This is a genomic window from Pseudomonas sp. NPDC089395 (genome assembly GCF_044749525.1).
Lineage (GTDB): Bacteria > Pseudomonadota > Gammaproteobacteria > Pseudomonadales > Pseudomonadaceae > Aquipseudomonas.
On record NZ_JBIVID010000010.1, the window covers coordinates 1 to 25,645 of the forward strand.

21 protein-coding genes and 2 pseudogenes are annotated in these 25,645 nt (G+C 55.8%); 14 read left to right on the plus strand and 9 right to left on the minus strand.

Features of this window, described 5'->3' with window-relative positions:
- Window positions 1-94: 94 nt before the first annotated feature.
- The 5 genes and pseudogenes from ACIPZG_RS20450 to ACIPZG_RS20470 form a co-directional block, all read left to right on the plus strand.
- A pseudogene (locus tag ACIPZG_RS20450) lies at window positions 95-193 on the plus strand (DNA cytosine methyltransferase); the annotation flags it as partial.
- 518 nt (window positions 194-711) lie between these two features.
- Window positions 712-1,026: an acyloxyacyl hydrolase gene (locus ACIPZG_RS20455; protein WP_400716408.1), complete on the plus strand. Its 315-nt coding sequence runs from the start codon at window positions 712-714 to the stop codon at window positions 1,024-1,026.
- Between the two features lie 173 nt (window positions 1,027-1,199).
- Window positions 1,200-2,150 (plus strand): TAXI family TRAP transporter solute-binding subunit, encoded by a 951-nt coding sequence (locus ACIPZG_RS20460; RefSeq protein ID WP_400716410.1) that lies wholly within the window; start codon window positions 1,200-1,202, stop codon window positions 2,148-2,150.
- 31 nt (window positions 2,151-2,181) lie between these two features.
- Window positions 2,182-4,209 carry a TRAP transporter permease gene (locus ACIPZG_RS20465; protein ID WP_400716412.1) on the plus strand — a complete coding sequence of 676 codons (2,028 nt, stop codon included), beginning with the start codon at window positions 2,182-2,184 and terminating at the stop codon, window positions 4,207-4,209.
- A complete protein-coding gene (locus tag ACIPZG_RS20470) occupies window positions 4,206-4,622 on the plus strand; it encodes a DUF1850 domain-containing protein (RefSeq protein ID WP_400716414.1) in 417 nt (138 codons plus the stop codon). The genes ACIPZG_RS20465 and ACIPZG_RS20470 overlap by 4 nt, the downstream gene beginning before the upstream one ends.
- 30 nt (window positions 4,623-4,652) lie before the next feature.
- Here the strand turns inward: ACIPZG_RS20470 and ACIPZG_RS20475 are convergent, their stop codons facing one another.
- Window positions 4,653-6,626: a BCCT family transporter gene (locus ACIPZG_RS20475; RefSeq protein ID WP_400716416.1), complete on the minus strand. Its 1,974-nt coding sequence runs from the start codon at window positions 6,624-6,626 to the stop codon at window positions 4,653-4,655.
- Window positions 6,627-6,952: 326 nt separating this feature from the next.
- On the opposite strand from ACIPZG_RS20475, the pseudogene ACIPZG_RS20480 reads away from it, so the two are divergent.
- The 4 genes and pseudogenes from ACIPZG_RS20480 to ACIPZG_RS20495 all read left to right on the plus strand — a co-directional run.
- Window positions 6,953-7,219, plus strand: a pseudogene (locus ACIPZG_RS20480) (Na+/H+ antiporter NhaA); the annotation flags it as partial.
- 191 nt (window positions 7,220-7,410) lie between these two features.
- A complete protein-coding gene (locus ACIPZG_RS20485) occupies window positions 7,411-8,409 on the plus strand; it encodes an NAD(P)H-dependent flavin oxidoreductase (protein ID WP_400716418.1) in 999 nt (332 codons plus the stop codon).
- Window positions 8,410-8,893: 484 nt separating this feature from the next.
- Entirely contained in the window at window positions 8,894-10,258 is a 1,365-nt protein-coding gene (locus ACIPZG_RS20490; protein WP_400716675.1) for a tyrosine-type recombinase/integrase, read from the plus strand.
- A gap of 162 nt (window positions 10,259-10,420) precedes the next feature.
- Entirely contained in the window at window positions 10,421-11,380 is a 960-nt protein-coding gene (locus ACIPZG_RS20495) for a hypothetical protein (RefSeq protein ID WP_400716420.1), read from the plus strand.
- Window positions 11,381-11,573: 193 nt separating this feature from the next.
- On the opposite strand, the gene ACIPZG_RS20500 is transcribed toward ACIPZG_RS20495, so the two are convergent.
- The 4 genes from ACIPZG_RS20500 to ACIPZG_RS20515 all read right to left on the minus strand — a co-directional run bounded on the left by ACIPZG_RS20500 (window position 11,574) and on the right by ACIPZG_RS20515 (window position 14,847).
- A complete protein-coding gene (locus ACIPZG_RS20500) occupies window positions 11,574-13,052 on the minus strand; it encodes a YfjI family protein (RefSeq protein ID WP_400716422.1) in 1,479 nt (492 codons plus the stop codon).
- A gap of 20 nt (window positions 13,053-13,072) precedes the next feature.
- Window positions 13,073-13,312, minus strand: coding sequence for a helix-turn-helix transcriptional regulator (locus ACIPZG_RS20505; RefSeq protein WP_400716424.1), 240 nt, complete (start codon window positions 13,310-13,312; stop codon window positions 13,073-13,075).
- Between the two features lie 313 nt (window positions 13,313-13,625).
- A complete protein-coding gene (locus ACIPZG_RS20510) occupies window positions 13,626-14,120 on the minus strand; it encodes a helix-turn-helix domain-containing protein (protein ID WP_400716426.1) in 495 nt (164 codons plus the stop codon).
- Between the two features lie 34 nt (window positions 14,121-14,154).
- Window positions 14,155-14,847: an inovirus-type Gp2 protein gene (locus ACIPZG_RS20515; protein ID WP_400716428.1), complete on the minus strand. Its 693-nt coding sequence runs from the start codon at window positions 14,845-14,847 to the stop codon at window positions 14,155-14,157.
- A gap of 682 nt (window positions 14,848-15,529) precedes the next feature.
- On the opposite strand from ACIPZG_RS20515, the gene ACIPZG_RS20520 reads away from it, so the two are divergent.
- From ACIPZG_RS20520 to ACIPZG_RS20540, 5 genes are all read left to right on the plus strand, one after another.
- Window positions 15,530-15,859: a hypothetical protein gene (locus ACIPZG_RS20520; protein ID WP_400716430.1), complete on the plus strand. Its 330-nt coding sequence runs from the start codon at window positions 15,530-15,532 to the stop codon at window positions 15,857-15,859.
- Window positions 15,860-15,929: 70 nt separating this feature from the next.
- Window positions 15,930-16,898, plus strand: a complete 969-nt coding sequence (locus ACIPZG_RS20525) for a DUF932 domain-containing protein (RefSeq protein WP_400716432.1) — start codon at window positions 15,930-15,932, stop codon at window positions 16,896-16,898.
- Between the two features lie 76 nt (window positions 16,899-16,974).
- Entirely contained in the window at window positions 16,975-17,976 is a 1,002-nt protein-coding gene (locus ACIPZG_RS20530) for a YqaJ viral recombinase family protein (protein WP_400716434.1), read from the plus strand.
- A gap of 79 nt (window positions 17,977-18,055) precedes the next feature.
- Window positions 18,056-19,006 (plus strand): hydrolase or metal-binding protein, encoded by a 951-nt coding sequence (locus ACIPZG_RS20535; RefSeq protein WP_400716436.1) that lies wholly within the window; start codon window positions 18,056-18,058, stop codon window positions 19,004-19,006.
- An 84-nt stretch (window positions 19,007-19,090) separates the two neighbouring features.
- Window positions 19,091-19,279: a hypothetical protein gene (locus tag ACIPZG_RS20540; protein ID WP_400716438.1), complete on the plus strand. Its 189-nt coding sequence runs from the start codon at window positions 19,091-19,093 to the stop codon at window positions 19,277-19,279.
- A 117-nt stretch (window positions 19,280-19,396) separates the two neighbouring features.
- On the opposite strand, the gene ACIPZG_RS20545 is transcribed toward ACIPZG_RS20540, so the two are convergent.
- The 4 genes from ACIPZG_RS20545 to ACIPZG_RS20560 all read right to left on the minus strand — a co-directional run bounded on the left by ACIPZG_RS20545 (window position 19,397) and on the right by ACIPZG_RS20560 (window position 25,579).
- Window positions 19,397-21,121: a DUF262 domain-containing protein gene (locus ACIPZG_RS20545; RefSeq protein ID WP_400716440.1), complete on the minus strand. Its 1,725-nt coding sequence runs from the start codon at window positions 21,119-21,121 to the stop codon at window positions 19,397-19,399.
- Between the two features lie 281 nt (window positions 21,122-21,402).
- Window positions 21,403-23,226 carry an Hsp70 family protein gene (locus tag ACIPZG_RS20550; RefSeq protein ID WP_400716442.1) on the minus strand — a complete coding sequence of 608 codons (1,824 nt, stop codon included), beginning with the start codon at window positions 23,224-23,226 and terminating at the stop codon, window positions 21,403-21,405.
- 2 nt (window positions 23,227-23,228) lie between these two features.
- Window positions 23,229-24,479 carry a hypothetical protein gene (locus ACIPZG_RS20555; protein ID WP_400716444.1) on the minus strand — a complete coding sequence of 417 codons (1,251 nt, stop codon included), beginning with the start codon at window positions 24,477-24,479 and terminating at the stop codon, window positions 23,229-23,231.
- Window positions 24,476-25,579 carry a hypothetical protein gene (locus ACIPZG_RS20560; protein ID WP_400716446.1) on the minus strand — a complete coding sequence of 368 codons (1,104 nt, stop codon included), beginning with the start codon at window positions 25,577-25,579 and terminating at the stop codon, window positions 24,476-24,478. Before ACIPZG_RS20560 ends, ACIPZG_RS20555 begins: the two co-directional genes overlap by 4 nt.
- Window positions 25,580-25,645 lie beyond the last annotated feature (66 nt).

The window sequence follows — 25,645 nt, forward strand, 5'->3', positions numbered from 1 at the left end:
CTCTCGCACTGGTTGGCGTTCAGATTTCTTTTTGGTTGGCATACATGCACCTCTTACTCATGTTATGCCCGAACACAAAATTTCTGACACCCTCCCGCACACAGTGGACTGCGCCGACCTCGGCGTGCTGCAGCACCGGGTGCGGCTCTTCATTGTGCTGACGCGCAGCAACGCGCCGCTGATGCTGCAACTGTTCCCTGCCGACTCATCATCGACAAAGGCGCTGACGGCAAGCCGTTCACCAAGACCTAGCAGGTGACAGGTGCGGGAACAGCGTAAGCCCGCCTCCAATGGCAGCCCTTCCGCGCGCCAACGACCCTTGGCGCGTAGCTGACCGACAAGCTGCAGCGGCCTAGTCTTCGACTAGCCGGAACTGCATTTCTAGTGGGCCGCCAGGTGCACGAGACTCCATGACAGCTACATGCTTAGCCCCGCACTGCTGACAAAAGAAAACCTGGCGATCCAATCCCTCGTCGTGCTTCAACTCAGCGTCTGTTTCTTCCTCACAGTTCAGGCAGATGAATTTTCTGGTCATCGCCATTCCTCCTATTCCAGACACATTCAGCTTAGCCGGCCTCAAGGCTGGCTCCGAGGTATTCCCATGCCCACAGAAAACCGAGCCAGCGAACCTCGTGCTACGCCCCTGGGCAGGCCCGCTTCGGGGAAAGGGCTCGCCCGTAGTCAGGTGTCACGGCTTGTGCCGTAGCAGCGGTGCTTTCCTTGGCAGCATTTTCTGCAGGAGCAACTGAACTCTCTGGTGCAGTGGGCGCAACCTCCCAAGGAGGGTTTACTGCCCGAGCAGGCGCAGGATTTGCCTGGGACAAAACCTGGTTGGAGTCGAACACCGGTCGCCTGACAGGTTATTGGGATGCGGGATACACCTATTGGGAAGCAGGCGATACCTCCGGTGGCGCGCATCCCCTCTCATTCTCTCCGGTGTTCGTGTACGAATTCGGAAGTGGCAACTTCACGACGCCGGCTGCCATGAGCGCGGCGCCAGGTAGCCTCCTCATGATCCTCAGATGATCCACTTTCCTCACCCTCTGACGCTCGCAGGCCATAGGAGGTCGATCGGATTTCAGCTTGTGGTTACAGATTGATCGCCAGGCATCCCATGAGTCACATAATTGGGCAGGCCATGCATATTCGTTCTAGGTTTACTGGCGTAGGAATAACAACAATAAGTGGAGAGCGTCGTCATGAATCGATTCCTTCGCCTGGCATTGGCCAGCGCCGCCATGGCCGTTAGCACAGCCTCGCAAGCCGCTCCAACGTTCATCAACATCCTCACGGGGGGCACCAGCGGCGTCTATTACCCCGTTGGCGTGGGAATATCGCAGATCTACAGCCATGGCATCGAAGGGAGCAAAACCTCGGTACAAGCGACCAAGGCGTCAGTAGAGAACCTCAATCTTCTGCAAGCGGGCCGCGGTGAATTGGCGTTCGCACTCGCCGATTCGGTAGCGGACGCCTGGAATGGGGATGCGCAGGCTGGCTTTAAAACGCCCTTGAAGCAACTGCGCGCCATAGCCGGGACGTACCCCAACTACATCCAGATCGTCGCCAGCAAGCAGTCGGGGATCACGTCCCTCGAGGACCTGAAAGGTAAGCGCATCTCGGTGGGAGCGCCAAAGTCCGGTACTGAACTGAACGCCAGAGCGATCTTCAAGGCTGCAGGTTTGAGCTATCAGGACATGGGCAAAGTCGAATACCTGCCCTACTCCGAATCGGTGGAATTGATCAAGAACCGCCAACTCGATGCCACCCTCCAATCCTCGGGACTTGGCCAGGCGGCAATTCGTGATCTGGCGGCCACCCTGCCGGTAGTGTTCGTACCTGTCCCGGCAGACGTGGTGAGCAAAATCGGCAACAACGCCTATCAACAAGCCACCATTCCCGCCAAAACCTACGATGGCCAGGATAACGACGTGCCGACAGTCGCCATCAACAATGTCTTGGTCACCCGCGCGGATGTCAGCGATGACCTGGCTTACCAAATGACCAAACTGATCTTTGAAAACCTGCCACGGCTGGTCACTGCCCATGCCGCAGCCAAAGACATTCAGGCACAAAACGCGGCCAGAAACCTGCCTATTCCCCTGCATCCGGGCGCTGAGCGGTACTACAAGGAGAAAAACCTGCTTCCCTGATTGCCAATCCACGCGATGAGGGTGGCAACTTATGAGCGATACCTCGCAAGGCCTGCAAGCCAGTACCGATCGGTGGCCAGCCACGCTTTTTGCCGTGGCACTGGCCTTTTCAATCTTTCAGATTGCCACGGCGGCTTTCCCCCTGATCTCCACCCAAGTGTTGCGGTCGGTCCATGTGGGATTCTTGCTTATAGTGGTGTACCTGAGCTATTCGTTCGTGGGCGATCGCCGTCCTTGGCAGCCACTGGCCTGGCTGTTGGGCCTTGCGGGCATGGCTACTGCCGCCTATCAGTGGTACTTCGAAGGCGAACTGATCCAACGCTCTGGTGAGCTGACACCGGAGGACCTGGCAGTGGGCCTGGTCTTGATCGGCCTGGTGTTCGAAGCGGCGCGACGTGTCATGGGCATTGCACTGCCGATCATCTGTGCGTTGTTTCTGGCCTATGGCTTGCTCGGTCAGTACCTGCCAGGTGAACTCGCGCATCGCGGCTACGGACTAGACCAGATCGTCAATCAACTGGCTTTCGGCACCGAGGGGCTGTACGGCACACCGACGTATGTCTCGGCGACCTATATCTACTTGTTCATCCTGTTTGGCGCCTTCCTCGAGCAGGCAGGCATGATTCGCCTGTTCACCGATTTCGCGATGGGGCTGTTCGGGCATCGCAGTGGCGGCCCCGCCAAGGTTTCGGTGTTTTCATCGGCGTTGATGGGCACCATTACCGGATCAGGGGTGGCCAACGTGGTGACCACTGGGCAATTCACCATTCCACTGATGAAGCGCTTCGGATACAAGCCCGCGTTTGCCGGTGGCGTCGAGGCGACTTCCAGCATGGGTAGCCAGTTGATGCCGCCTGTGATGGGCGCGGTGGCATTCATCATGGCCGAAACGATCAATGTGCCGTATGCCGAAGTGGCAAAGGCCGCACTCATTCCGGCACTGCTGTACTTCGGTTCGGTCTACTGGATGGTTCATCTGGAAGCGCGTCGCAGCCAGTTGCATGGTTTGCCCCGCGATCAGTGCCCAAGCGCCTGGGACGCTCTGCGTCAACGCTGGTTCTTGCTGGTGCCGCTGTTGGTGCTGGTGGCTTTGCTGTTCTCTGGGCGCACGCCACTGTATTCCGGCATGGTTGGCCTGGCCCTGACTGCCATCGTCATTCTCGGTTCGGCCATTATCCTGCGAGCCAACAATACCTGGCTGCGTGCCGCTTTCTGGATAGCGCTGGGGCTGCTGTGTTCAGGCTTTTTCCACATGGGGATTGGCGTCATCCTGTTGGTGATTGCGGTCCTTGCCCTCGCGTGTGCCCTCGTTCAGGGCGGTCGCGCCACGCTTCGTGCCTGTGTCCTGGCCTTGGTCGAAGGCGCCCGACATGCCGTACCGGTAGGCATTGCCTGCGCGCTGGTTGGGGTCATCATCGGTGTCATCTCCCTGACCGGTCTGGCCACAACGTTTGCCGGCTACATACTCGATCTGGGAAGGGACAATCTGTTCCTCTCACTGATTTTGACCATGCTGACCTGCCTGGTGCTGGGCATGGGTATCCCGACCATCCCCAACTACATCATCACCAGCTCCATCGCTGCACCGGCACTGTTAGAGCTCGGGGTACCGCTAATTGTCTCGCACATGTTCGTGTTCTATTTCGGTATCCTCGCCGACCTGACGCCGCCGGTCGCGCTGGCCTGCTTTGCCGCCGCCCCCATTGCCAAGGAGAAAGGGCTGTTGATCAGTTTCTGGGCGGTACGCATCGCACTGGCAGGGTTTGTGGTGCCATTCATGGCGGTGTATGACCCCGCCCTGATGATGCAGGGCGACAGTGTGGGTGCCACGTTGTACATGCTGCTCAAGGCGGTATTGGCCGTGGCACTCTGGGGATGCGCGTCGATCGGTCATTTCCGCGCGCCGATGCGGTGGTGGGAGCGCCTTCTGGCGTTCCTTGGCGGTGTTTCACTGATTCTTGCCTTGCCCATCAGCGATGAGGTGGGCTTCGTCCTTGGTTTGACGGTGCTCGGCTGGCATGCCTGGCGTCACCGGCCAGGCGCCGGACAGACGGCATGATCGGCCTTTGTCTCGGACTCGCAGGCGGGGCTTGGGTAAGCTTGCCGATACATGACTTCACCCTGGCGTGGCAGCACAGCATCGAGAAGATTCGCTGGGAAGAAGACTATCGGCTGACGCCTGCGGGCCTGATACTGACGGAGGCACGGGTCCACGGAAACGGTGCTGGCATGGAGATCCCGGACGATGCCCAGCTTCGCGATGGTGCGTGGGTTTATCATCGCCAGTTACCGCCACTGCAACCCTTGCACGCAGGACGCACCCCTGAGGTCGGTGACTATGAACTGTGTACTGCCGATGGGTGCCGGCCGCTTTCCTACTGGCTGGGGCCGCCCAGCAAGGACGTCGCCGCCGTGGATTTCTGGGCCTGCGAACGGCCCTCAGGCACGGCGCAGCACGCGGCATTGCCCTGATCCTCTGATCAGAGCAATGCCAGCAGCCCTTCAGCTCACCACATGCAGGTAGTGAAGGTGGCGCTCGTATTGGTCCAGGATATCCCCGATCACATCATCGCGGCTCCACCCCATGATGTCATAGTCCTGGCCACCCTCGCGCAGGTGCACTTCGGCACGGAAGTACTTGCGGGCATCGGCGCCGTCCTCGGTATCACGCATGATGAAGCTGGGGGTATTGAATGCGCGCGGCCGCACTTCATAGAGGAAGCGCCCCTCGCCGGCATGAGAAAGCTCAAGGGTCACGCGCCCGTCCTCCCGCTCACTCACCGTCACTTCATAACCTTGCTTGCGCAGTTCGAGGGCGACCTCTTCACAGGCAGGCTGAACCACCTCGGCGATGAAACGATTGACATGCGATCGGCGCGGCATCATGGCGATATTACGCAAGCGGCGTTGCCAACCGCCGTGCGGGTGCCGGGTATGTCGAGGGCCGGGCAATGCCTGGTTGCGCAAACCGCGGCGGGTCGCATCCAGGCTGAGGGCCTTGAACAAACCCCAGATGGCAATCAGAAGGATGACCGCAAAGGGCAAGGCACTGGCAATGGTCGCCGTCTGCAGGGCCTTGAGCCCATTAGCCAACAACAATGCGATCGCTACAGCGCCGATGCTCACCGACCAGAAGATGCGTTGCCATAGGGGTGAATGGCCTTTTCCGGAAGAAGCCAGCATGTCGACCACAAGCGCCCCCGAATCCGCCGAAGTCACGAAGAACACGACTACCATCAACACTGCGATCAGTGACACCACGCTGGAAAACGGGAAGTGTTCAAGGAACGCGAATAACGCCAGGGAACTGTCCTGGTCGACCACCGCCGCCAAGTCTTTCACGCCATCGTTGAGGATCATGTGAATCGCCGAGTCACCGAATACCGTCATCCACAGCAGGGTGAACCCTGCCGGTACGAACAGCACGCCGCAGACGAACTCACGAATCGTTCGCCCTCGGGAAATGCGAGCGATGAACAGCCCCACGAAGGGCGACCAGGACAACCACCAACCCCAGTACAACAGGGTCCAGCCACCAATCCAGTCGGTGGGTTCATAGGCATAGAGGTTGAACGTTTTGTTGACGATGTCCGAGAGATAGGCGCCGGTATTCTGGATATAGGTCTGCAGCAGAAACACCGTGGGCCCGAGCAACAAAACGAACACCATCAGCACGACCGCCAGCCCCAGGTTGAGCTCCGACAGGATGCGGATTCCCTTATCCAGGCCACTGGCTACCGACAACGTCGCCAAAGCACAGGTGGCGGCGATGAGTATCACCTGCACCGTGGCATTTACCGGCAGGCCGAACACATGGTGAAAACCACTGTTGATCTGCAGCACGCCATAGCCCAGCGAAGTGGCCACGCCAAATACCGTACCCAGAATGGCAAAGACATCCACGGCATGGCCGATGGGCCCGTAAATGCGTTCACCGATCAACGGATAGAGCGCGGAGCGCAAGGTCAGTGGCAAACCGTTGCGGAAACTGAAATAGGCCAGAATCAGCGCAACGATGGCATAGATCGCCCAGGCGTGAAGCCCCCAGTGAAAGAAGGTGATCTTCATCGCTTCACGGGCCGCAGCGACGGTTCCTGGGTCACCTACCGGCGGCGTGGTGAAATGCATGACCGGCTCGGCTACGCCGAAGAACATCAGGCCGATACCCATCCCTGCCGAGAAAAGCATGGCAAACCAGCTGCTCTTGGGATAGTCGGGCTCGCTGTGGTCCGGCCCCAACTTGATGTCGCCGTAGCGGCTGACCGCCAGGAACACCACGCTGATCAGCACCAGCGCCACGGTAAGAATGTAGAACCAGCTGGCGTTCGTGATGATCCAGTGCTGAACCTGCTCGAACAATGATTGGGCGTGTTCCTGAAATGCCGTGGCGTATACCACCAGCAGGAAGATCAATATTGCGCTGGTATAGAAGACAGGTGGATTGAGAGTGCTCCTGGGCTTCGGGGCTGCAGTCATTGCGGCAGTTCTCCTTTTGGGGACGATGAGCACAAGGTCGCCGGGCACGACGACCTGCTCAAAGACTAGCAGCCAGGCAAATGCCTGGTCACCGAACCTTCCATGCTCGAAATGGAGATAAACCGTAACGTTCTCCGATCAAAATCTCAAACGATCGCCCAGCACGACCTGTTCGACATTGCGTCTCACGAGGTGGCCGTTCATCTGGTCCCCGTTGTTCTGAAGACTACCGGCGGGTGCTAGCTGCACGGTGCAGTGAGGTAGGTTAACGAACAGCGCAGGTCGGGCCGCCATGCGGGAGTCTCTGTGACTATGCAAAAAAAGAAGTGCCTCGCGCCCAGGAACTGGCGGAGCGGGCCTTCGCCAACCTTGAACGCTTTCTGCACATCGAAGCCGTCAGCGGCATCGTATTACTGCTCACGGCTGTTGCCGCGCTGATCTGGGCGAACTCTCCAGCTGCCGAAAGCCATGAAAGCCTTTGGCACACCCCGCTGACCTTCGGGCTCGGTGAGCGCGTCTACTCGCAATCTCTGCACCTTTGGATCAATGACGGCTTGATGACCATCTTCTTCCTGGTGGTTGGTATGGAGATTTCGCACTGAGCCTGAATCAAAAGTCCAATGGTTGCTTTCGACCCAAAGCTGATCTTCGCCTTTACTGCTGAACAATTGTTCAGCTATAAGATTCTAGCCTTCCCGTGATGTGTGGCACTGTCGAGTGGATTTGACTTCCTTCGTCCGGATCGGCTTGCCCCCTTGTGCCGTCAACGAACTGGAGAGCCAATATGCGAAGCCCGTTGTTCAATACGCGCATTACTGAAATGCTCGGCATTCGCCACCCCATCCTTTGCGGCGGAATGGGGCCCGGTGTCTCGGACGCGAGCTACGTCGCGGCAGTCGTCAACGCTGGCGGGATGGGGTTCATTGCTGCCGCCGGCTTCCCCGATTCGCACGCGCTTCGTGAACAACTTCGGATGTGCCGTGACCTGACCTCCGGCAAGGGCATCGGCGTGAACCTCTACATTTCAAGTCAAGCCGAGGCGGCTGAGCTCCTGCAAGAGCACGTGAGGATTCTTGCCGAGGAAGAAGTCCTCTGCGTCGAAACCTCGGGGGCAAGCCCGGAAAAGATTCTTCCAGCATTACGGGATGCGGGTATCAAAGTCCTGCATAAAGTCCCCGCTGTCCGTTACGCGCGCTCAGCTGCACGCCTTGGCGTGGATGCAGTCATCGTTGTCGGCAATGACTGTGGAGGCCATCCTGGTACCCATGGCATCAGCAGCATGGTTCAGGCGCCCCATGCCTCGAAAGAGATTTCCATTCCACTGGTCATCGGCGGAGGAATAGGAACAGGTCGCCAACTGGCGGCGACCCTGATGATGGGGGCTGACGCTATCTTGATGGGCTCTCGGATGTTGGTCGCGGAGGAGTTGTGGATTCACCGTTATTACAAGGATCTGCTGGTCCAGAGCGATGGTACTGATAGCGTCGTAGTGAAGACTGGCCTACAGCAGCATCACAGGGTTCTGAACAACCAAAGCGCAAAAGCAGTCGCAGCGTTGGATGTGACAGGGACTAGCGACTTCGAACACTACCGCCCGCATGTGATGGGGGCGCTCACCACCCAGGCCTACCGGACGGGCGACAGTAGTCTTGGCATGCTCGACTATGGCCCATCCGTAGTGTTTGCCGATACCGTGCAGTCGGTGGAAGCTATCTTTGATGAGATTCTCGACGATGCACATTGGGCAATGCAGCGTTTGCAAGGTCTGCGCAGCCAAGCCTAGATGTCCGCTTGGGGTCGAAAACGGCCATTCAAGATTGACCGGCCCGAGCATCTGACCATTCACCCATAGCGTTAAACGGTTCTGAGCAGCCCAACTCACGGATTCTGATGTGCTAACCAGCACGCGAAATTCAATCGGCATCTCGGTGGGGCAAAAAGTGGGGCAAAATTGCTGACCAGTTAGAATCGATCAGGCATAAAAAAATCCAGTCACCGTTAAGTGACTGGATTCTTTGGAGTATTTTGGTCGGGACGGAGTGATTCGAACACTCTACCCCTTGCACCCCATAAAGGTAAACACCCATCCTATCTGATTCAGCCTCATCCGAAACACAATGTTCAACCCCTTGGTTTTACTGGCCTTTATTCATTTTACCGTCCAAAATAGCCCAAAGAGATTCGAGGAAAGCCGATCTCAATTGGCAACGAATTGGCAACCAGAGAATCTCAATTGGCAACCAATTGGCAACGGGAAAACTAACCAGATGGCCAAAATTACAGACCGACAAATGACCGCCAAACCCGGGGCCAGTGACAAGTGGCTCAGTGAAGTTGCCATCTGGGGGCATGGCAGTTTGGTTGCTCGCATCACCACCAGCGGAGAACGCCTCTTTTATTTCCGTTACGCGAACAGCATCGGTGAACGTATCACTTATCCCATCGGCACCTACAGCCGTGAGGGGCTTGAGGGAACCATGACCCTGGCCGAAGCTGGCCAACGAGCGAAGGAACTTGCTGGCCTGCACAAGGCAGGAATTCGGGATATCCGGGAGCATTTTGAAGCTGAAGAGGCGGCGCGCGTGGCCACCCGGGACGCCGAGCTCGCTCGCCTAGCAGCAGAAAAAGCAGCCGCAGAAGCGGAGCAAGCCCGACAGGCCGCAAGAAAAAGCGTCTCCGAGCTATTCGAACACTGGGCCACCGTCGACCTGATCAACCGCAAGGATGGTGGAGCAGAGGTTCGCCGCATGTTTGAAAAGGACGTTTTGCCATTGTTAGGCAAAATAGCCGTAGCAGACGTAAAAAAAGGGCACATCACCGAAGTGACCGATGCCCTTCTCGCTCGCGGCGTAAACCGTATGGCCAAGCTGATCCTTAGCCTGATGCGACAAATGTTTCGGTTCGCGGTGGATCGAGACCTGATTGAGCACGATCCGACTGCCAGCATCCGCAAGGCCAAGATTGGCGGCAAGGAAGTCGAACGCGACCGAGTGCTGAGCGATGATGAGATCCGCGCCCTAGCCCTGCTCACTCCTGAAGCCGGCCTACTCCCGTCCACCGAAGCTGCAATCTGGATTGCCCTCTCCACCTGCTGCCGCATTGGTGAACTGCTCAATGCACGCTGGGAGCACCTTGATCTCGCCAGAGGCATTTGGCTCATACCGGCAGAGAACAGCAAAAACGGAAAAGCCCACAGCATCACGCTCTCTTCATTTGCCATCCGGAATTTCAAAAAAATCAGAGTACTTAACAGTCACTCCGCTTGGTGCTACCCCAACACGGAAGACAGCGGCCCAGTCTGTTCCAAGACCGTAACCAAACAACTTGGCGACAGGCAGCGCCAGCCTGATCAGGGAGTGATGAGTAATCGTAGCGCCAAAGCACAAGCCCTCTTGTTGAGCGGAGGGAAATGGACCCCGCATGATCTGAGGCGCACCGGCGCCACTATCATGACTGCCTTGGGAGTACTTCCTGAAGTAGCAGAACGGTGCCTGAATCACACTGAAGAAAACAAGGTTAAACGCACCTATCAGCGTCATAGCTATACAAAAGAGATGGCTGACGCTTGGCACAAGCTTGGATTACATTTGGACCAAATGATCTTAGAGACTCTCGCCACCGCATCTTTATAAGATATTGTTGCACCCGTATAGCCCACAGAACCTGCGAGAGACGACTCTAGCAACAGACATTCGATCTCACCTCTCATGCTGGCCCCACTACACTGAGGCCCCATTCGAACAATGAGGAGTATAAGCTTGTCTTTCCGGAATGAGCGTGGACCAAAGCCAGACATGCGTACAGCGACGATATTACTCGCCCAAGCTGAGAACGTCGAAAAGCAGGTACGTGATCTGCAGAAGATCGCTTTGCCTGCACACCAACAACATGTGCAGTGGTTGTATGAAAGGATGGAAAGCCTAGAGATCCAACCTTCGCAAGATCAACAAATCGAGCTGACTATCCGACAAGGTAAACATGCGATTGACGAGCAACTATCCAAGCACTCCGAGATAGCTTTACGCCAAGCAGTCTATGTGAAATATATTTATGAAAATCATTTCATCCCAATTAGCTCCCTAGAAGCTGCTGCAACTGATCATATCCTGCAGAATATGATCAATGCCCTGATGCTATCCAATCGCCACTTGGCGATGCTCGAAGCACTCAAAAATCTGGAAAACAAGCACTACAGCAATCGAGCAAGCGCCGGGGGACAGGGCAAGAATCAGCAGCCCTCTAATAGCATGAAATCACTGCTTCTTGAATCCATGATCCGAGGCATGATATATAACAACCCTAAATTTAAAAAATTTGATAAAACCGTAGCTGCCGACGAAATGGCAACACGCATTTTCAAAGCCAACAAAGAATACCAAATATTAGACATCACCAACCTCGAAGACTTAAAATTCCAGGTTCGCAATGTCCTGTTTGATATTACTCGCACAGTCACCCGAGGCAGTCAGCGACAAGCGGATCGAGAACAATTAGGATACTCCCTGCGCCATTCGTTTCCCAAGCAGGATACGGAAGAGTCACGCCAGATGGATCTAGATGCCGCACGCACCCTGGGGCGTATTGAAGGCGTGCGAGCAACATTAGTTCTGCAACTTAAACAGCGCTTTGGGGAGTTGCCGAAATCAGCAATTGAAAAGCTGGAGGCTACAAACGACATGGATCAACTGCAAACCTGCGCAGAGCAGCTAGCAGAGGTCCGATCGCTAGATGACGTCATCCAGAACCTCCAGTGAACGATATTCACCTATAATGAAACGCCATCCTAACGGGTGGCGCTCTCGACTTACACGAAACGGCAAAACTTACAACATACCCGCAAGAAACCGAGCCTTTCAGGCTATTCATCATAATCGAGACCATCAAAACAAATTTATACCTCGACACCTATCCTGATCTCGACACAACATCACCTAGGACCTAGGCCTCCTAAATTGAAGACTTGTAAGGAGAGATAATAGTTCTAGGAGAAAAGTTACTCATCGAATACCCAGGAGAAATATCGAGATATGTGACATTCTCAAATTTTGACCGAGAAACTTTACCCTGCGCAGAGAGCACTTCAATAGCAGAGTCTAAACGCTTTACTTTTCGCATCTTCCCGGGCCCCTTTTGCAGTATGATATTCTTTGCTACAAATCTCTCACCCGCTTCACGTCTTACTTGTAGCCAGTCATCCAATTCTTGTGCGTCGATCTCTTCCTGAGGCGGCGATGAAAACAAACGGAGAAACTCGCCAGAGTACCAAAAGCACACATCAGTAGCAGCATCCAGGGTCTCCAGAGCTATATCACCACTCCTTCTCTCAAAGAAATGAAACAAGGCAGCCACCCTTGCAATATTGTCTGCCAACTTTGACGCATGATCACCCATGCCAAAAAACCTTCCTCCCGGCCCAATAGCCGATTCAACCGTATTGAAAATTTCTATCCACTTTTGAGCCGCCTCCTGAGAAAACCCAATCACTAGCCTTGACCTAGCAGGATCCATCAAGAATCCAACGCTTTCTTTAAGTATCTCCCCAATGCGCTCAGAGAATTTCTCGCAACAATTCCAAGTAACCCTCTCTCCACCAATCAATCTAGTCCCCTGGGTCGATCTTGGATTACAAACCAAAAACCTAGCCCACAAACCAGATCCCCGTGACATCTCTCCGTTCTTCGTCATATAACTCAAGAAGGTTTTTTCTTGAACCATTATTGATACCGTCAGACGAGCTCTTAGCTCGTAGCTTTCAGACGATACTCGATCAACAGTTATTGCATCCCCACTCCACAAGGCATTCTGCTTCCACAAATCATTAAATGCCTTGCCAGTCAACACTCCCCCACCCTCACTAGAAATTAGCCCTGCTGCAGGAATGTTCTGATATAACCCCAAAAACAAAGCCTCTGAGGTAGCATCTTCGTAGATTAACTTAAAACGTCTAGGCTTGACCGGCTCATTACCCATATGCGCCATAAATATCCGATATTCCTCACTTCCCTCTTCATCACCTGAACGAAGTATTTCCTTCAGCATGGCCTTCCGGCGAGCCTCCCAGACTGACCACTTCGCATTCCAATCAGAAAGCTCCTTAAGATAAATCAAATCCTTTTCATCCTGAAAATGTCGAACTCCTCTAAGAAATATATTCTCCGCCGTAGACTTCCTCTCTCCAGAGTTCGCAATCGTCAGCAGCATCAGCGATGCTGGAACTATTTGTCCATTCGGCTTACAAACATCAATTAAACCTTGAGAAGCTGTAGCGATCGCCGTCAGAGCAGATGAAAAAACGAGTGCCCTCGGGGCCTTTATATGCCCTTCCGCCTCATCCACCGCACTCACTATCACCGGTAAAGACATATACCTTGGAAAGCCTCCCTCCAAAGCAGAGCCCCCCCAAGACCCAAAGCTAGAGAAGCTCATAAATTAAACACCTTCAGAGATCACGACAAAATCTTCCTGGCCTCTTCGACCCTAGATCCAATCCACCGATATATATCTTCCTCAACCCAACCCACCGCAAACCTCCCTAACTTAATTGGCTTTGGGAATGTACTGTCGTATCTAGGCGACATTGGATTTAGTCGGTCATAAATTGTCGATCTACTCAGCCCAATGCACTCTCGCAACTGCCGAATGCGTAAAATTCTTAATGTTGATTTACCACTAGTTTCGTTGCCCATCACCACGCCCTCTTCAGTTGCGAACTCAATAGGGAAGGACTCTACAGCCCGTGCCGCTCAGAGTCGTCAGGGGTGCTAAATGGGTTTTCCAACGCTAAGCAGACGTATTGACATTTTAGAAACATCGCGATCTAGAAATTGTCATCCTAGCAGCTTGTCCCCGCCCCACCGGATTTAGCCAGGACCACTGCAGCTGCTATTCCTGCTATTAGTAGCAGGAATAGCAGTCTTGCTTGCCGTTCAGATCCCTTCCGTCCTTCGGAACCCAGTCGCCCCATAGCCAGGAAAAACGTTGACTCTCAGTCAGAACGACTCAGGGGGCCACTGATTGCCGGTCGATCCACAACTGCAGTAAGGCTTTTCCAGGCCCAGTGGGCTGACGTCGCCCCTGCTCCCAGTCCTGCAGCGTGCGAGCGCTGACCCCCAAATGCGCAGCGAGCTCTTGCTGGGTTAGCTTCAAGCGTTGGCGCAAGCAACATGCAAGCCTGATGATGCTTGAGTCTGGCGTGACGCCGTGACACATCTTTGGTCGTTTATGCGGGAAGATCTCCGAGACCTCGAAATTAGACGAAGCAGCTCCAGGTAAAGGTAATGTGCAATTTGACTCCGGCGCTGTATTTACTCTCGCATCCCATGGGAGCGGAGCAGCCCGTACAGATGGAGATGACTTCTCCGGTTCATACCGAAGCTCCTGGCACTGTTGTTCATACTCAGGATGTTCGGCAAGAAATTTACGACGCCAATAATCGCTGTAGCTCATGCGAAAGACTCCTATCTGGTGAGTTATAGTGCGGCAATGCCGGACCATACAATAGGTAAATTGAACAGGTATGCCGCAGCACTCAGATTCGGCTGGTAGTGAACACAGCAAAGCCTTGCCCTAACTCGTGCGCCTTGCTGTACGTCTTGCACAAGTAGCTCATAGCGTAGACAACCGGCCTGAGCGAGTCAGGAAAGCGTCGATCCAAGCACTGGTAAACCCGCCCACTGAGTTTGTCTTGGCAGGCATGTACTAGCCCTGACATCTCGTGCTCAGAACAACCAATTGCCCAGGCCCAAGCACGCACGACGCGATGAAACAAGTTGTTTCTACTGTAAGTACCATCGTCGCTAGGCCCGTAGTTACCTAGCCCCCCGATGGCGTCGTAGTTGAGCAGCAGCATGACGTGGTAATGCGGTGCTTGGCTGCTGTTACGCTCTCGACACCAGATGTAGCGGATATCGGTCGTATACTTTGTACTCGCCCAGGTCAGCTCTTTGCTTAAATGGTAGAAGAACCGACTCATCACCTCATTGCTGATGAGCGCATCCGAATTCATCTGGCCGACGGGGTAACGCAAGTCGACCCGACAGACCAAGGTACGGGTTTGTGCCGAGAGACAGTGCTGTAAGGTTTCAAGTCCACGCTCCAAGTAGTTTTCAATCAGAGGACCAAGTGTCAAGTGCTGCTGCACAGCGAAACCACGATATTCGTTCCCGTAGTGTAGTTTGAGTTTAGTATTGCTTGGATGACGCTTCGGTTGATGATGAAACATAGTTAATTTCCTGTCAGTCGTGTATGGAGGACTCACCGGCAGGCACACGAGACTAGGTGTATTCAAGCACCTTGCTTCGACTTATACGCTTGGACTATCTACGCTTTGACCTGCAATCAACGTTGCACACTACTATCTGTATTGAAAACCAATAACACGATAGCGCTCTATTGGTGAGCGCTATCTATTACGGTAAAATCCATAGCAACCACATCGATTATTAATTACTGCATCGATACTTATTAGACGCATACTACTTTAACCGTAACAGCAGCTATGCCGCACATGCAGAACCCCCCAAGAAATATCCACCCAGCACAAACACACCCCAGGAAAACAGCAAGAAATCTCAATCAATAAAATCAAAAAAGATTCCATTTCCATTGGAAGCCAAAGCCGCATGAGCCGACAGGCGTGCGCCGCCTGCAAATTTGAGTCATGTAGACACTTCATACCGACAACTTGTAAAAAGTTACGGCACTACCGTATTCATGTCACCACGAGGGCTTCAAATGGCCAGTTATTAACGGCTCTGCCGTACATAGGTGATCCGGTACGGGCTGAATCAAAAAAAACTCAGACCTATATCACCTCTGTGAACGCCCCACCGTATCAACTGCCGCTGGGGATTTGGCGTGCCAGGCTTTGACTCAGCACGCTCATCACTAGAGAGGATCTGCGTATGTATGCACCTTGCCCAAGCTGTAATTCAGGACGTGTCATCACGAAAAATCTCGGGAAACAAACGGGCGGATTAATTGGCGCTGCAGGCGGTGCAGCCAGTGGTGCCGCCGGTGCCCTGTCAGGTGCGGAAGCCGGCGCGGTACTGGGTGTAGTCGGTGGGCCGGTGGGCATTGCGATCGGCAGCATCGCCGGGGCGATTTTAGGTGGTCTGTTTGGCGGGGTCGCGGGGGGCATTGCCGGGGCCACGCTGGGCGAGCAGATCGACGACAAGGTGCTGGCCAATTACCAATGTCTGGAGTGCGGTTACAGCTTTAGCGTCAACCGTTAAGCCGTTGTGAACAGGCGTCGCTCGTTGATGAAACGACGCTCTTTCCCTTCATTCGCAAGGAATCATTCTCATGGCTCATCTCGTTGAAACCATGGCCTACGCTGGCGCTACTCCCTGGCATGGCCTGGGCAATCAACTTCCCCGTAAACAGCCTATCGAGGTCTGGCAACGTGAAGCCGGCATGGACTGGCAAATCCAGGAAAGTCCGGTGCACTTCAAGTCGGATACTGTCGGTCACCTTGGCACTATTCACTCCTTCCCCGAACAGAAAGTCCTCTACCGCTCCGACACCAAAGCACCGCTGTCGGTGGTCTCGCAGCGCTACCACACGGTGCAGCCGCGTGAAGTGTTGGAGTTTTATCGCGACCTCACTGAGGCCTCCGGCTACGAGTTGGAAACGGCCGGCGTGCTCAAGGGTGGGCGCAAGTTCTGGGCACTGGCGCGTACTGGGCAAGGCACAGAGCTCAGGGGTAACGACCAGGTGAATGGCTATCTGCTGCTGGCGACGTCCTGCGACGGCACACTGGCCACCACAGCAACGCCGACCACCGTGCGCGTCGTCTGCAACAACACCCTGACCATCGCCCTTGATGGCACCAGCCGGGCGATCAAGGTGCCGCACAACACCCGCTTCGATCCCAAGACGGTGAAGAAGCAACTCGGTATTGCCGTCTCGCAATGGGACGACTTCATGTACCAAATGCGGACGCTGGCAGAACGCAAAGTGCAATGGCATGAGGCACTGGGTTTCTTCATGAACGTATTGTGCGGAACGACACCGACCGGCGTTCTGCCGGAGGTACTGCCCAATGAGCGAGCCCTGCGTAAGGTGCAGGAGTTGTACGAAGGACGTGGTCGCGGCAGCCAGCTGGAGTCGGCACGCGGCACCGCCTGGGGTCTGCTCAATGCTGTAACCGAGTACGTCGACCACGAACGCCGTGCCCGCAGTAACGAGTACCGCCTGGACTCTGCATGGTTCGGTCAGGGGGCGCAGATCAAGCAACGCGCCCTGGATGCCGCTCTGCAACTCGCCGCCTAACTCTCACTCACATCAATCCTCGCGCCCGGTCAGCCTTGTGCTGCTCGGGCGTTTTTTATACTTGCAGGTAAAGACGATGAAAGTGACGTTAAATAGCAGCAACCAAAAGAAACGCCCTGCCCTGCGCCTAGTCAGCACCAAGGAGCTGCCCCGCGAGGACTGGTTGCAGATCCGCAAGCAAGGTATCGGCAGTTCAGATGCCGCTGCTGCGGTGGGTCTGAATCCCTACAAATCGCAGTTGGAGCTGTGGCTAGAGAAGACCGGTCGCGATGCCAGCATGCCCAAGGCCGATCCTCAGGATGAGGAAAGCCCGATGTACTGGGGCAATGTGCTGGAACCCATCGTGGCCTGGCACTACAGCAAACGTAGCCACCATAAGGTTCGACGGATCAACGCAGTGCTACAGCATCCCGATCCAACGCTGCCCTGGATGCTCGCCAATATCGACCGCGAGGTAATCGGTGCCGACGATGTGCAGATCCTTGAATGTAAGACTGCCGGCATAAACGGGGCACGCCTCTGGAAAGAGGGCGTGCCCGAATATGTGCAATTGCAAGTCATGCACCAGCTTGCAGTCACTGGCGAGCGGGCGGCTGATGTGGCGGTGCTGCTCGGTGGCCAGCATCTGGAAATCCATCGCATCACACGCGACGAGGCGCTGATTAAGCGGCTGATTGACCTAGAACGGCTGTTCTGGGATTACGTCGTCGGTGACACCCCGCCACCAGCCGATGGCACAGCGTCTGCGGAAGCGGCATTGCGCTGCCTCTACCCCGAGGATAACGGACAGACCCTGGACTTCAGCCAGCACACGGAACTGACCAGCACCTTCCTGGAACTCAAGTCTGTTCGTCAGAGCATTGCTCAGCAGGAAACGCGTGAGGCGCAGCTCAAGCAGGTTCTGCAGCAGGCCATGGGGGAAGCCACCCGAGCAGAGTTTGCCGAGGGTTACATCAGCTGGAAGAAATCCAAGGACAGCATTGGTCTGGATGTCGAACAGATGCTCAAAGACAAGCCCTACCTGCAGGCCCGCTATCCCAAGGCCAAAGCAGGCACCCGTCGCTTCCTGATTACCTGAAACAACCTGCTCACCCTAGCCACTCGGACTGTTCACGTCCCGGTGGCTTTTTTTTATTTTCAGATCAAGGATAACCGCCATGCTCAAAGGTTTAGCCATCACCCCGCCGTTACTCGGGCGCATTTCCATCGGCAAGATCGTCGAGAAAAACGGCAAGCGCCTGCCAGAGAAGGACGATCAGTTCACCATCACTTCGCAAGTCCAGAACCGCGACGGCTGGCTGCTGCACCCACTCAATGAGAAGCTACGCAATGGTCAGGACGGTAAGCTGCGCAGCATTCCGATCCGCTTGTTGTTCAACGAACCAGACCTCAACTTTCGCGCAGACTACAGCCTGTTCGACCGTAGTACCGGCAGGCCGTTGTGTGTCGGCAACGGTGAAACTTGCAAGCGTCTGACCAAAGACGGCATCCAATCGCTGCCCTGCCCTACACCGGATGGCTGCCCACTGGCCCAAGGCCATGCCTGCAAGCCTTACGGTCGGCTGAACGTGGTAATTGGTGATGAAGACCCATTGGGCAGTTTTGTCTTCCGAACCACTGGGTTCAATAGCATCCGCACCCTGGCCGCACGGCTGCACTACTTTCAAGCCATCTCCAGCAACCGCCTAGCCTGCCTGCCCCTGGAACTGCGCCTGCGCGGCAAGTCGACACGGCAAAGCCATGGCACGCCGATCTTCTACGTCGACTTGACGATACGCAGCAGTATGAACATGGTGGAAGTGCTACAGGCTGCCAATGAGCTCGATGCGCAACGACAAGCAGCAGGCTTCGACCAAGCAGCACTGGATGAAGCGGCGCAACGTGGCTTTGGCAATGGAGCCTTCGAGGACAGCGAGGAGGACGTCGGCGCCATCGTCGAAGAGTTCTACTCCGCCGAAGAAAGCCCATCTCCAGCCACCAACACTTCTCAGCGATCTTCGAAAACTAGCCTGGCCGAGAAACTGGAGGAGCAAGCCCAGCGCTACACCCTTCCGATTGATACCAATCCAGGACACTCGCATGCGCCTGCACAAAATAAAAGCCAGTGACTCGACCGGCACCTACCTGGTCGAGAGGGCTGTGTTTCGCTGGCCGAGCAAGGCTCCTTGTGACGGGAGTCTGAGGAATAATCCATGTACCGCCTCCGTTTCCTTGTCTTAGTGTTCGTGCTGATCGGTATCCTGGACAGTTGCGCCATCGCGGTCGCGCTGATGGTTCTCGCGCTACGTTTCTGGCCGGTGCTGCTGGTCTTCGCCCTGGTAATCGGCCTATTCGGCTGGCTGCTCAAGTGGATCGGACTTCGCATCACTTCACAGCGCTGATCCAGATCGCCAACAACTCATCCCGTCCAATCGGGCATAAACCAGCATGTGCAGCCGATGGCTGCCATGCTGTGACTTGGTTTTTTCTTTGCGCCTGAGGTCTTGCCAAGCGCCGAATCACGTTCCCGGAGCGTAGGAGTCTTTCAGGCGTTGCAACAGGTCTTTGTGGCGCACCTCCAGATCAGCCAGCTCAAAACTCCCCATCGCCAGCAAGCGCTGCGAGTTTGGCAGGCTTTCCACCCGATCTTCAAAGTAGCGAACCCGCTTGCTCGCAAAGTCCAGATTGCCCAGGGACGTGTTCTTGCGCCGCGAGAGCAACATGAGGTTGCCCAGGCGGTGCAGCCACGTCTCGCGCTGCTCCTCGTTGAAGTCCTTTACCCACTGGCTCGCGTCGTCCGGATTCTGCGGCAGGATATGCTCCACACTAATGTCATCGGGCAAATTCAGGGGCGCTGCATGGCTGGCCAGCAGGTACTCCAGGCGCAGCAGAACATAGCGAGCGAAGCGCCGGCCGTAGATGGCACCATCCAATAGGTCCTGTAACTGCTTGAGGTCAAAGTCGAAGGCCTTACTGGCCAACACTTCAGCTGGGGTCTCGGCAGCCTCGATCACCTTGAGCACTTCATTCATGTTGCTGATGCGCTGGGTGGGCGTGAGCTGCACGATCCAGTCAGCCGAGAACTTATTGTCGATGCGCTCAATCAGATCAAGCAACTTGTCTGCCTTGAACTTGCGATACCAAGCCAGCAGTGGGGGAATCCAGTCGGTGGCGGGCAGGCCTCGACGCATCACGTTGATACGGTTGCGGTAGGCATTCCCCAGACTGGCCGGCAGGCCATCAAGCTGGATCGCCTCATCGAAGGCATCCTTGTACGCCTTCACGGCCTCGAAGCTCTCGCTGCCCAGCGCCAGCAGTGGCGGCTTAGCGCCATAGATGCGCTCGTCAAACTCTTTGAGCAGGCCTTCCCGTGCTTTGTCCTTCACATAGATGGTGCGTACCAGCGAGAGGAAGCGATCGAACTCGTCGCGGCCCATCTCGCCTTCGACTTCTTCCCAATACTCAGCCCATTTGCTGCGCTCGCTTTCCTTGGTGACGGCACCGAGGTTTTTGGCCTTGAGAATGTCGCTGTTGGACAGCGGAATACCCCGGTCGTTGAGAATGGTGAACAACCGGAAGGCATCGTCCAGGTCTTCGGTGGCCACATAGATGAACAGGGCGTTGTTCAGCAGATAGCGAACGAAACGAGCGAAGTCGCCTTCTGTGGAGAAGCGGCCTATGTCATCAAAGCCGGCATGAATGGTCTGCATGCCCGCCGCCATATTGGCCAGGGACAAATTCTTGCTGGCGGCAATGCTCGGCAAATCTAGGCTGCACGAGCCATTGTCGACCTTAATATATCGCTCGATGAAGTTGCCCACGTTATCGCGGATGTCATAGACGATGCGGTTACGGCCTGGAACCCTTTGCCACTTGTTCTCTTCCTGGAACAACATCCCACGACAGGCCCCCTTGAGCTGATCGTCCGCGACCCGATCACGGATGCAGGCCAACATCAGCATCAAGGTAGTCAGACGTTGCTGGCCATCCAGCAGCTCGTATTCCTCAAAGCTCACCCCGTCGGTGGTGCGTATGGCTTTGCGCAGCACCATCGAACCCAGGAAATACTGGCCGTCCGGGTTATGCTCGCTGGCGTAGTTAACATCGTCGATCAGCTCGGAAATCTCATCCTTGCCCCAGACGTAAGCCCGCTGGTAGTCCGGAATGCAGAACCAGAAGCGTGAGAACACTTCGCCGATCACGATCTTGGCGCTGTCAATCTGGCCTTTCTTGCCTGTGCCCAATACAAATACTCCTTGATCCAATCCCGCCGATTGGCGAACCACTCGGGAAAGTCATGCCAGCTTTATGCCGGTACAGCCAGCGTGATGCTCAGGGCATCACGAACTGCCAAACCTAAAGGAGGAAAATATCAGGTCGGTATCTGCCAGGCGAGCTCCTACGGCTCTCGCCGCAAGGTAGCCGATTGGGTCACCCGAAGGGGACTGCCATCGCCTTCACGAAAACCCAAACCTTCACCTGCACTACGACGATACCTTTGAGGGGTTACCTGTGCAGCACCCGATCAGAAATCGAATACCACTCGGCGAATATTGCCAGTGGCGCCAGAAGCACACCGGCACAAGGGATCGTTGCTCCGCCGCCCACAGCCGCTACAAGGTGCGTAGTAAAGCTTCTCCCGTACCTGCAACGGCGTGAGTTCATCCTGGGAATGAGGTGCCATCTTCTGCACTTCATGCAGATACTCACCGGGCACTAGAGACTTATCCTCACGCAGAGCCAGATTCGACCGAAGCAACAGCGCTCCCTTAGAGTCGCAGAATCTCCGGCCTTCAGGCTTTTTTAGAGCTGGGCCCTCCGCCTGTCCAATCGTCCCCAGCCCTCCAAGACTCAGCCCGAACTCAAGGTTATGGATTTCGGTTGCATCCTGATCATTAACAACAGTCGAGCGCGCTTCGACCTGCAGAATCAGGTTCTCATCCACCCGCATATCCAACGCGACACGCTCAAATAAACGCTTGCTCCGCTCGTCCACCTTGACGCTGAGACTGGCCAGATTGTTGCGTGGATCACTGGCCTGTACATGCCGGCCATGCCGACGGGCCGGCACTTCCAGCTGGATCTTCGCCACGCCATCACGCGGATCGGTGCAGTAGAGATTGAGTCGTTCGGTTTGTTGAATCGCACCCTCGCGCGGCATCACCGAGCCCGCCTTGATCGCAACATGGCGGGTATCGCGCGCCAGTGCCAGCTCGATGTTCTTGGCCAGCAGCAGATCAGCCCGATCATGGGCAATCCAGGCGGCGCCCTTGGAAATGATCAGTTGCCCCTCTTCCGATACACACAGCCGCTGCGGCCCGAACATCTCCAGCAAACGAGTCTTGATCAGCGGCATGTTTACCATACCGCCTGTGGCCAGACAAAGGCTGATATCCGAGGCTTCGAATCCAACCGTCCCCAGCAAGCTGCCGATCATTTCTAGCCCCTCGGCCAGCTTGCCGCTAACAATCTCCTCCAGCACTTCGCGAGACAGCTGGTAGACAAGGTCGGGATCGAGACCTGCCTGGTTAGTACGAAAGTAATCGGGCACGTAGATCCGAGCCTGGCTCAGGCTCGACAGATCGATCTTGGCCCTCTCTGCACGCGCCAGCAGCTTTTTCTGGGCATCTGCGACAACATCCAAACCTTCAAGAGTCGCATGCTGGGCGCAGTGACGGCGCACCACCTCATGCATAATCGACTCATCGATCACATCACCGCCCAGGTGGCTGCAGCCATGGTTAGCAATCTGGACCAAATAGCCATCTACCAATTGGCACAGGGTCAGGTCGAGCGTGCCGCCCCCCCAGTCGAACACCAGCATGTATTGGCGATCCAGGCGGCGGATCTCGCTGGCGAAATCGGACAGGCCGCGCAGGTGTCCGTATAGTGCCGCCAGTGGTTCATGGACGAACTGATCGATGGTCACACCCGCCAAACGAAACGCTTCGCGAAGATCGCGGCGACGTTCACCATTCATATCCACCGGAATGGTCACCACCGCGCGGCCGTAATCCCCCGGTCGCTCATCCCGGGCATGCCCAGCCACATAGCGGACGATGTCGGCTACCATCTGTCGAGGGCTACGGCTCACACCCTCCACATGCACCGAATGCTTGCCGAGCAGGGTTTTCGGTGAGCGCACCACGTTGCCGATCACGCCAAGCCCTGGGCTGGATAACCGGTCTTTGGCTTCATGCCCAACGATCACCTCGTCGCCGTCATAGCACACCACCGACGGATGAGGTATACCACCCTGATCCTCATCCACGTAAGCAATACAGCGCCCCCCCTCAACCACCGAGATCAAACTGTTGGTCGTGCCAAAATCAAACCCATAAATGGCCATGCTTACCTGTCCTTGATCCGACTGATTTCCTTGTTAAATTTCTCGACCACACTCCCCAGGTACTCACGAGCGACAGTTACCTTGGGTGGCTCACGATCCAGCGCGATAAGCACATCTTGAAGAATTGGCATCTCACTGTTCAGCACACGCAGAACCTGCCCACGCAAACGCGATAAGTCATCATTCGAGTGAACTTCCTGGATACGCGACTGTTCCTGAGCATCGCCCAACTGCGCCTTGAGCTCATCCAACCGGGTAGTCTTGTCGGCAAGCTCAGCCTCGCATGCTTTCAACTGCTCTTCGGCCTGGCTCTTGGCTGTGGCCAGCTGGCGCATTTCGCGCTCAAGCTGATCAGCCCGAGCATCGGCCTGCTGAACCATGCGCGCCTGATCATCCAGCAGCCAGGTCAGGCCCGGCACATCCGCGAACGGCTGGCTGGCGAGCAGACGAACCAGCCCATCGCTTCGCTCACGTTGCAGCGGATTGGGCGCAAGGATCGAGCGGCGCAGCATACCGACTAGCTCGCGGGGAGCTGTGCCCTGATAGAGGCGCCATTGGCAGGCCAGATAAAAACCACACTCCAGACGTTTCTGAGCTTTTTTCTTGTCCGAAGCCGGCACCTCGGAGGAGGTCACCTTCTGCATGGCCTCCCGGACCTCGTTGGCCATAGCTTCAAGGCTCAATCCATCATCCGTGGTTCGGGGCAACCAGGAATCCAGAGAGCGCTTACCCTGCCCCTGTACCCGCCGCCCGACCTCCGCGGCAAAGTAGCGTAACTGCTCCTCGATGCTCCGATACCCGTTCAGATCTGCAGCCAGCAGCATCAGATTGAGGCTTTTCTCCAGGGTCGGATCGTTCTCTTCTGCAAGTGCCAGAAGCTCGTAGCGTCGAACATCTTCGATTCTTGCGTTTTTCACCAGCTTGCGCAGCGTTGCATCCGCTAAGGACGACTTGGCTTTGCCAACATAAAAGTGCTCAAGGAAATCAGCCAGGCTCTCAATCTTCTGCTGCTCCTTGTCTTTCGGCTTCGAGATGCTGGCGACCTCTGGAGTGTCCTCGACTACTATTCCGCGGGGCTCAGCGACTAGCGCTTCCGGCACAAAGTCACTGGCAACTGGCGCGGCCGGGACAACATCTGCCGAAACCTCCTGAGCCGGCACTTCCTGGCGCCTGGCAGGCTGAAGCATCTCCTTAGCCCCGGTCTTCCGGCTCATCACAGGTACGCTACCAAACTTACTCATCTTGTCACTCATTGGTTCATTCTCTCCAACACTTGCTCGGCATAGCCGGCAAAGATCGCATCATTCAGCAATCGGCGCGCCATCCGCCTGAGCTCATCTGTCGACCGGCAGTTGCGTCCCCACTCCGACCAGAGCACCAAGGCCTTGGCACGGTCTTCTGCCGTCCAAAGGGGACTGGCACTGACCTGCTGCAGTTCATCCAGCTCCCGCTCCTGTCGCTTACTCGACAAGGCCATCCAGCTCAAGACTCGATCGGTGGCGTGATCAATCGGCAAGCGCGCTTGAGCTTCCTGCAGCTCCACCACACAGCTCTTCGCAGGTTTTCCGGCCCAGCCTGCAAAACGGCTGGCTGCAGCCGCCAGCGCTGGCGCATCTGCTTGGCTAGCAGCTTGAGCGAAGCTATTGAACGAAAAGTTGATGATGCCGCGTATCGTGCGGGCCAGCGGCCTTTCCACATGACGCAGGGCCTCCAGCGCACGATTGAAGCGTTCCTTGTATTGAACGTGACTGAGCTGCGTGCCGCCCCGCTGGTCCTTGGCCAGCACACCGTAGAGATATTGGCAAACCCCTTCCAGGTACTCATTGGCTGTCTTCAGCGACTTGCAGGCCTCAGCAAAACGCCGGACGTCATCGACACTCAGCTCGTTATCAAGAAAAAGCGTATTGAAAACGTCTTCAAGGCGCTGCAGTTCCACAAGCTCCGGAATACAGAAGCGCAGTTCGAATCGCTCATTGGCGTCCTGATTGCTGAGTTCAAGGACATGAAACCCCTGTCGGCACTCAGCCAGCGTCTGAAATAGCTCATCCGGAGCCATCATCCGCCCATTCATAGAGACTCTGTGGCAACTACCCAACAACCAATCTGTGGCCTGGACAGGTGCATGGATAACGGTTTCGCTATTACCCAACAGCTGCCCACGTAGCAGTAATTCCGGCTTACGGTACGGATGCGCCGTGAAAAAATGATCACGGCGTGCCTGAACACTGCCAAATTGTGCCGAGCAGCGCGGGCACTCGTAGACGATCGGCTGCAACACCACTGGTGGCGACTCCGGAATGCTGACGCTGCCGCCAGCATTACCCGGATCGATAAAATTCAGATACCAGGCCATCCCTTTCCCCCATCAAAATCCCACTGACTACTTCACTAACTCCATCAGCTTCCCATACCCATCTAC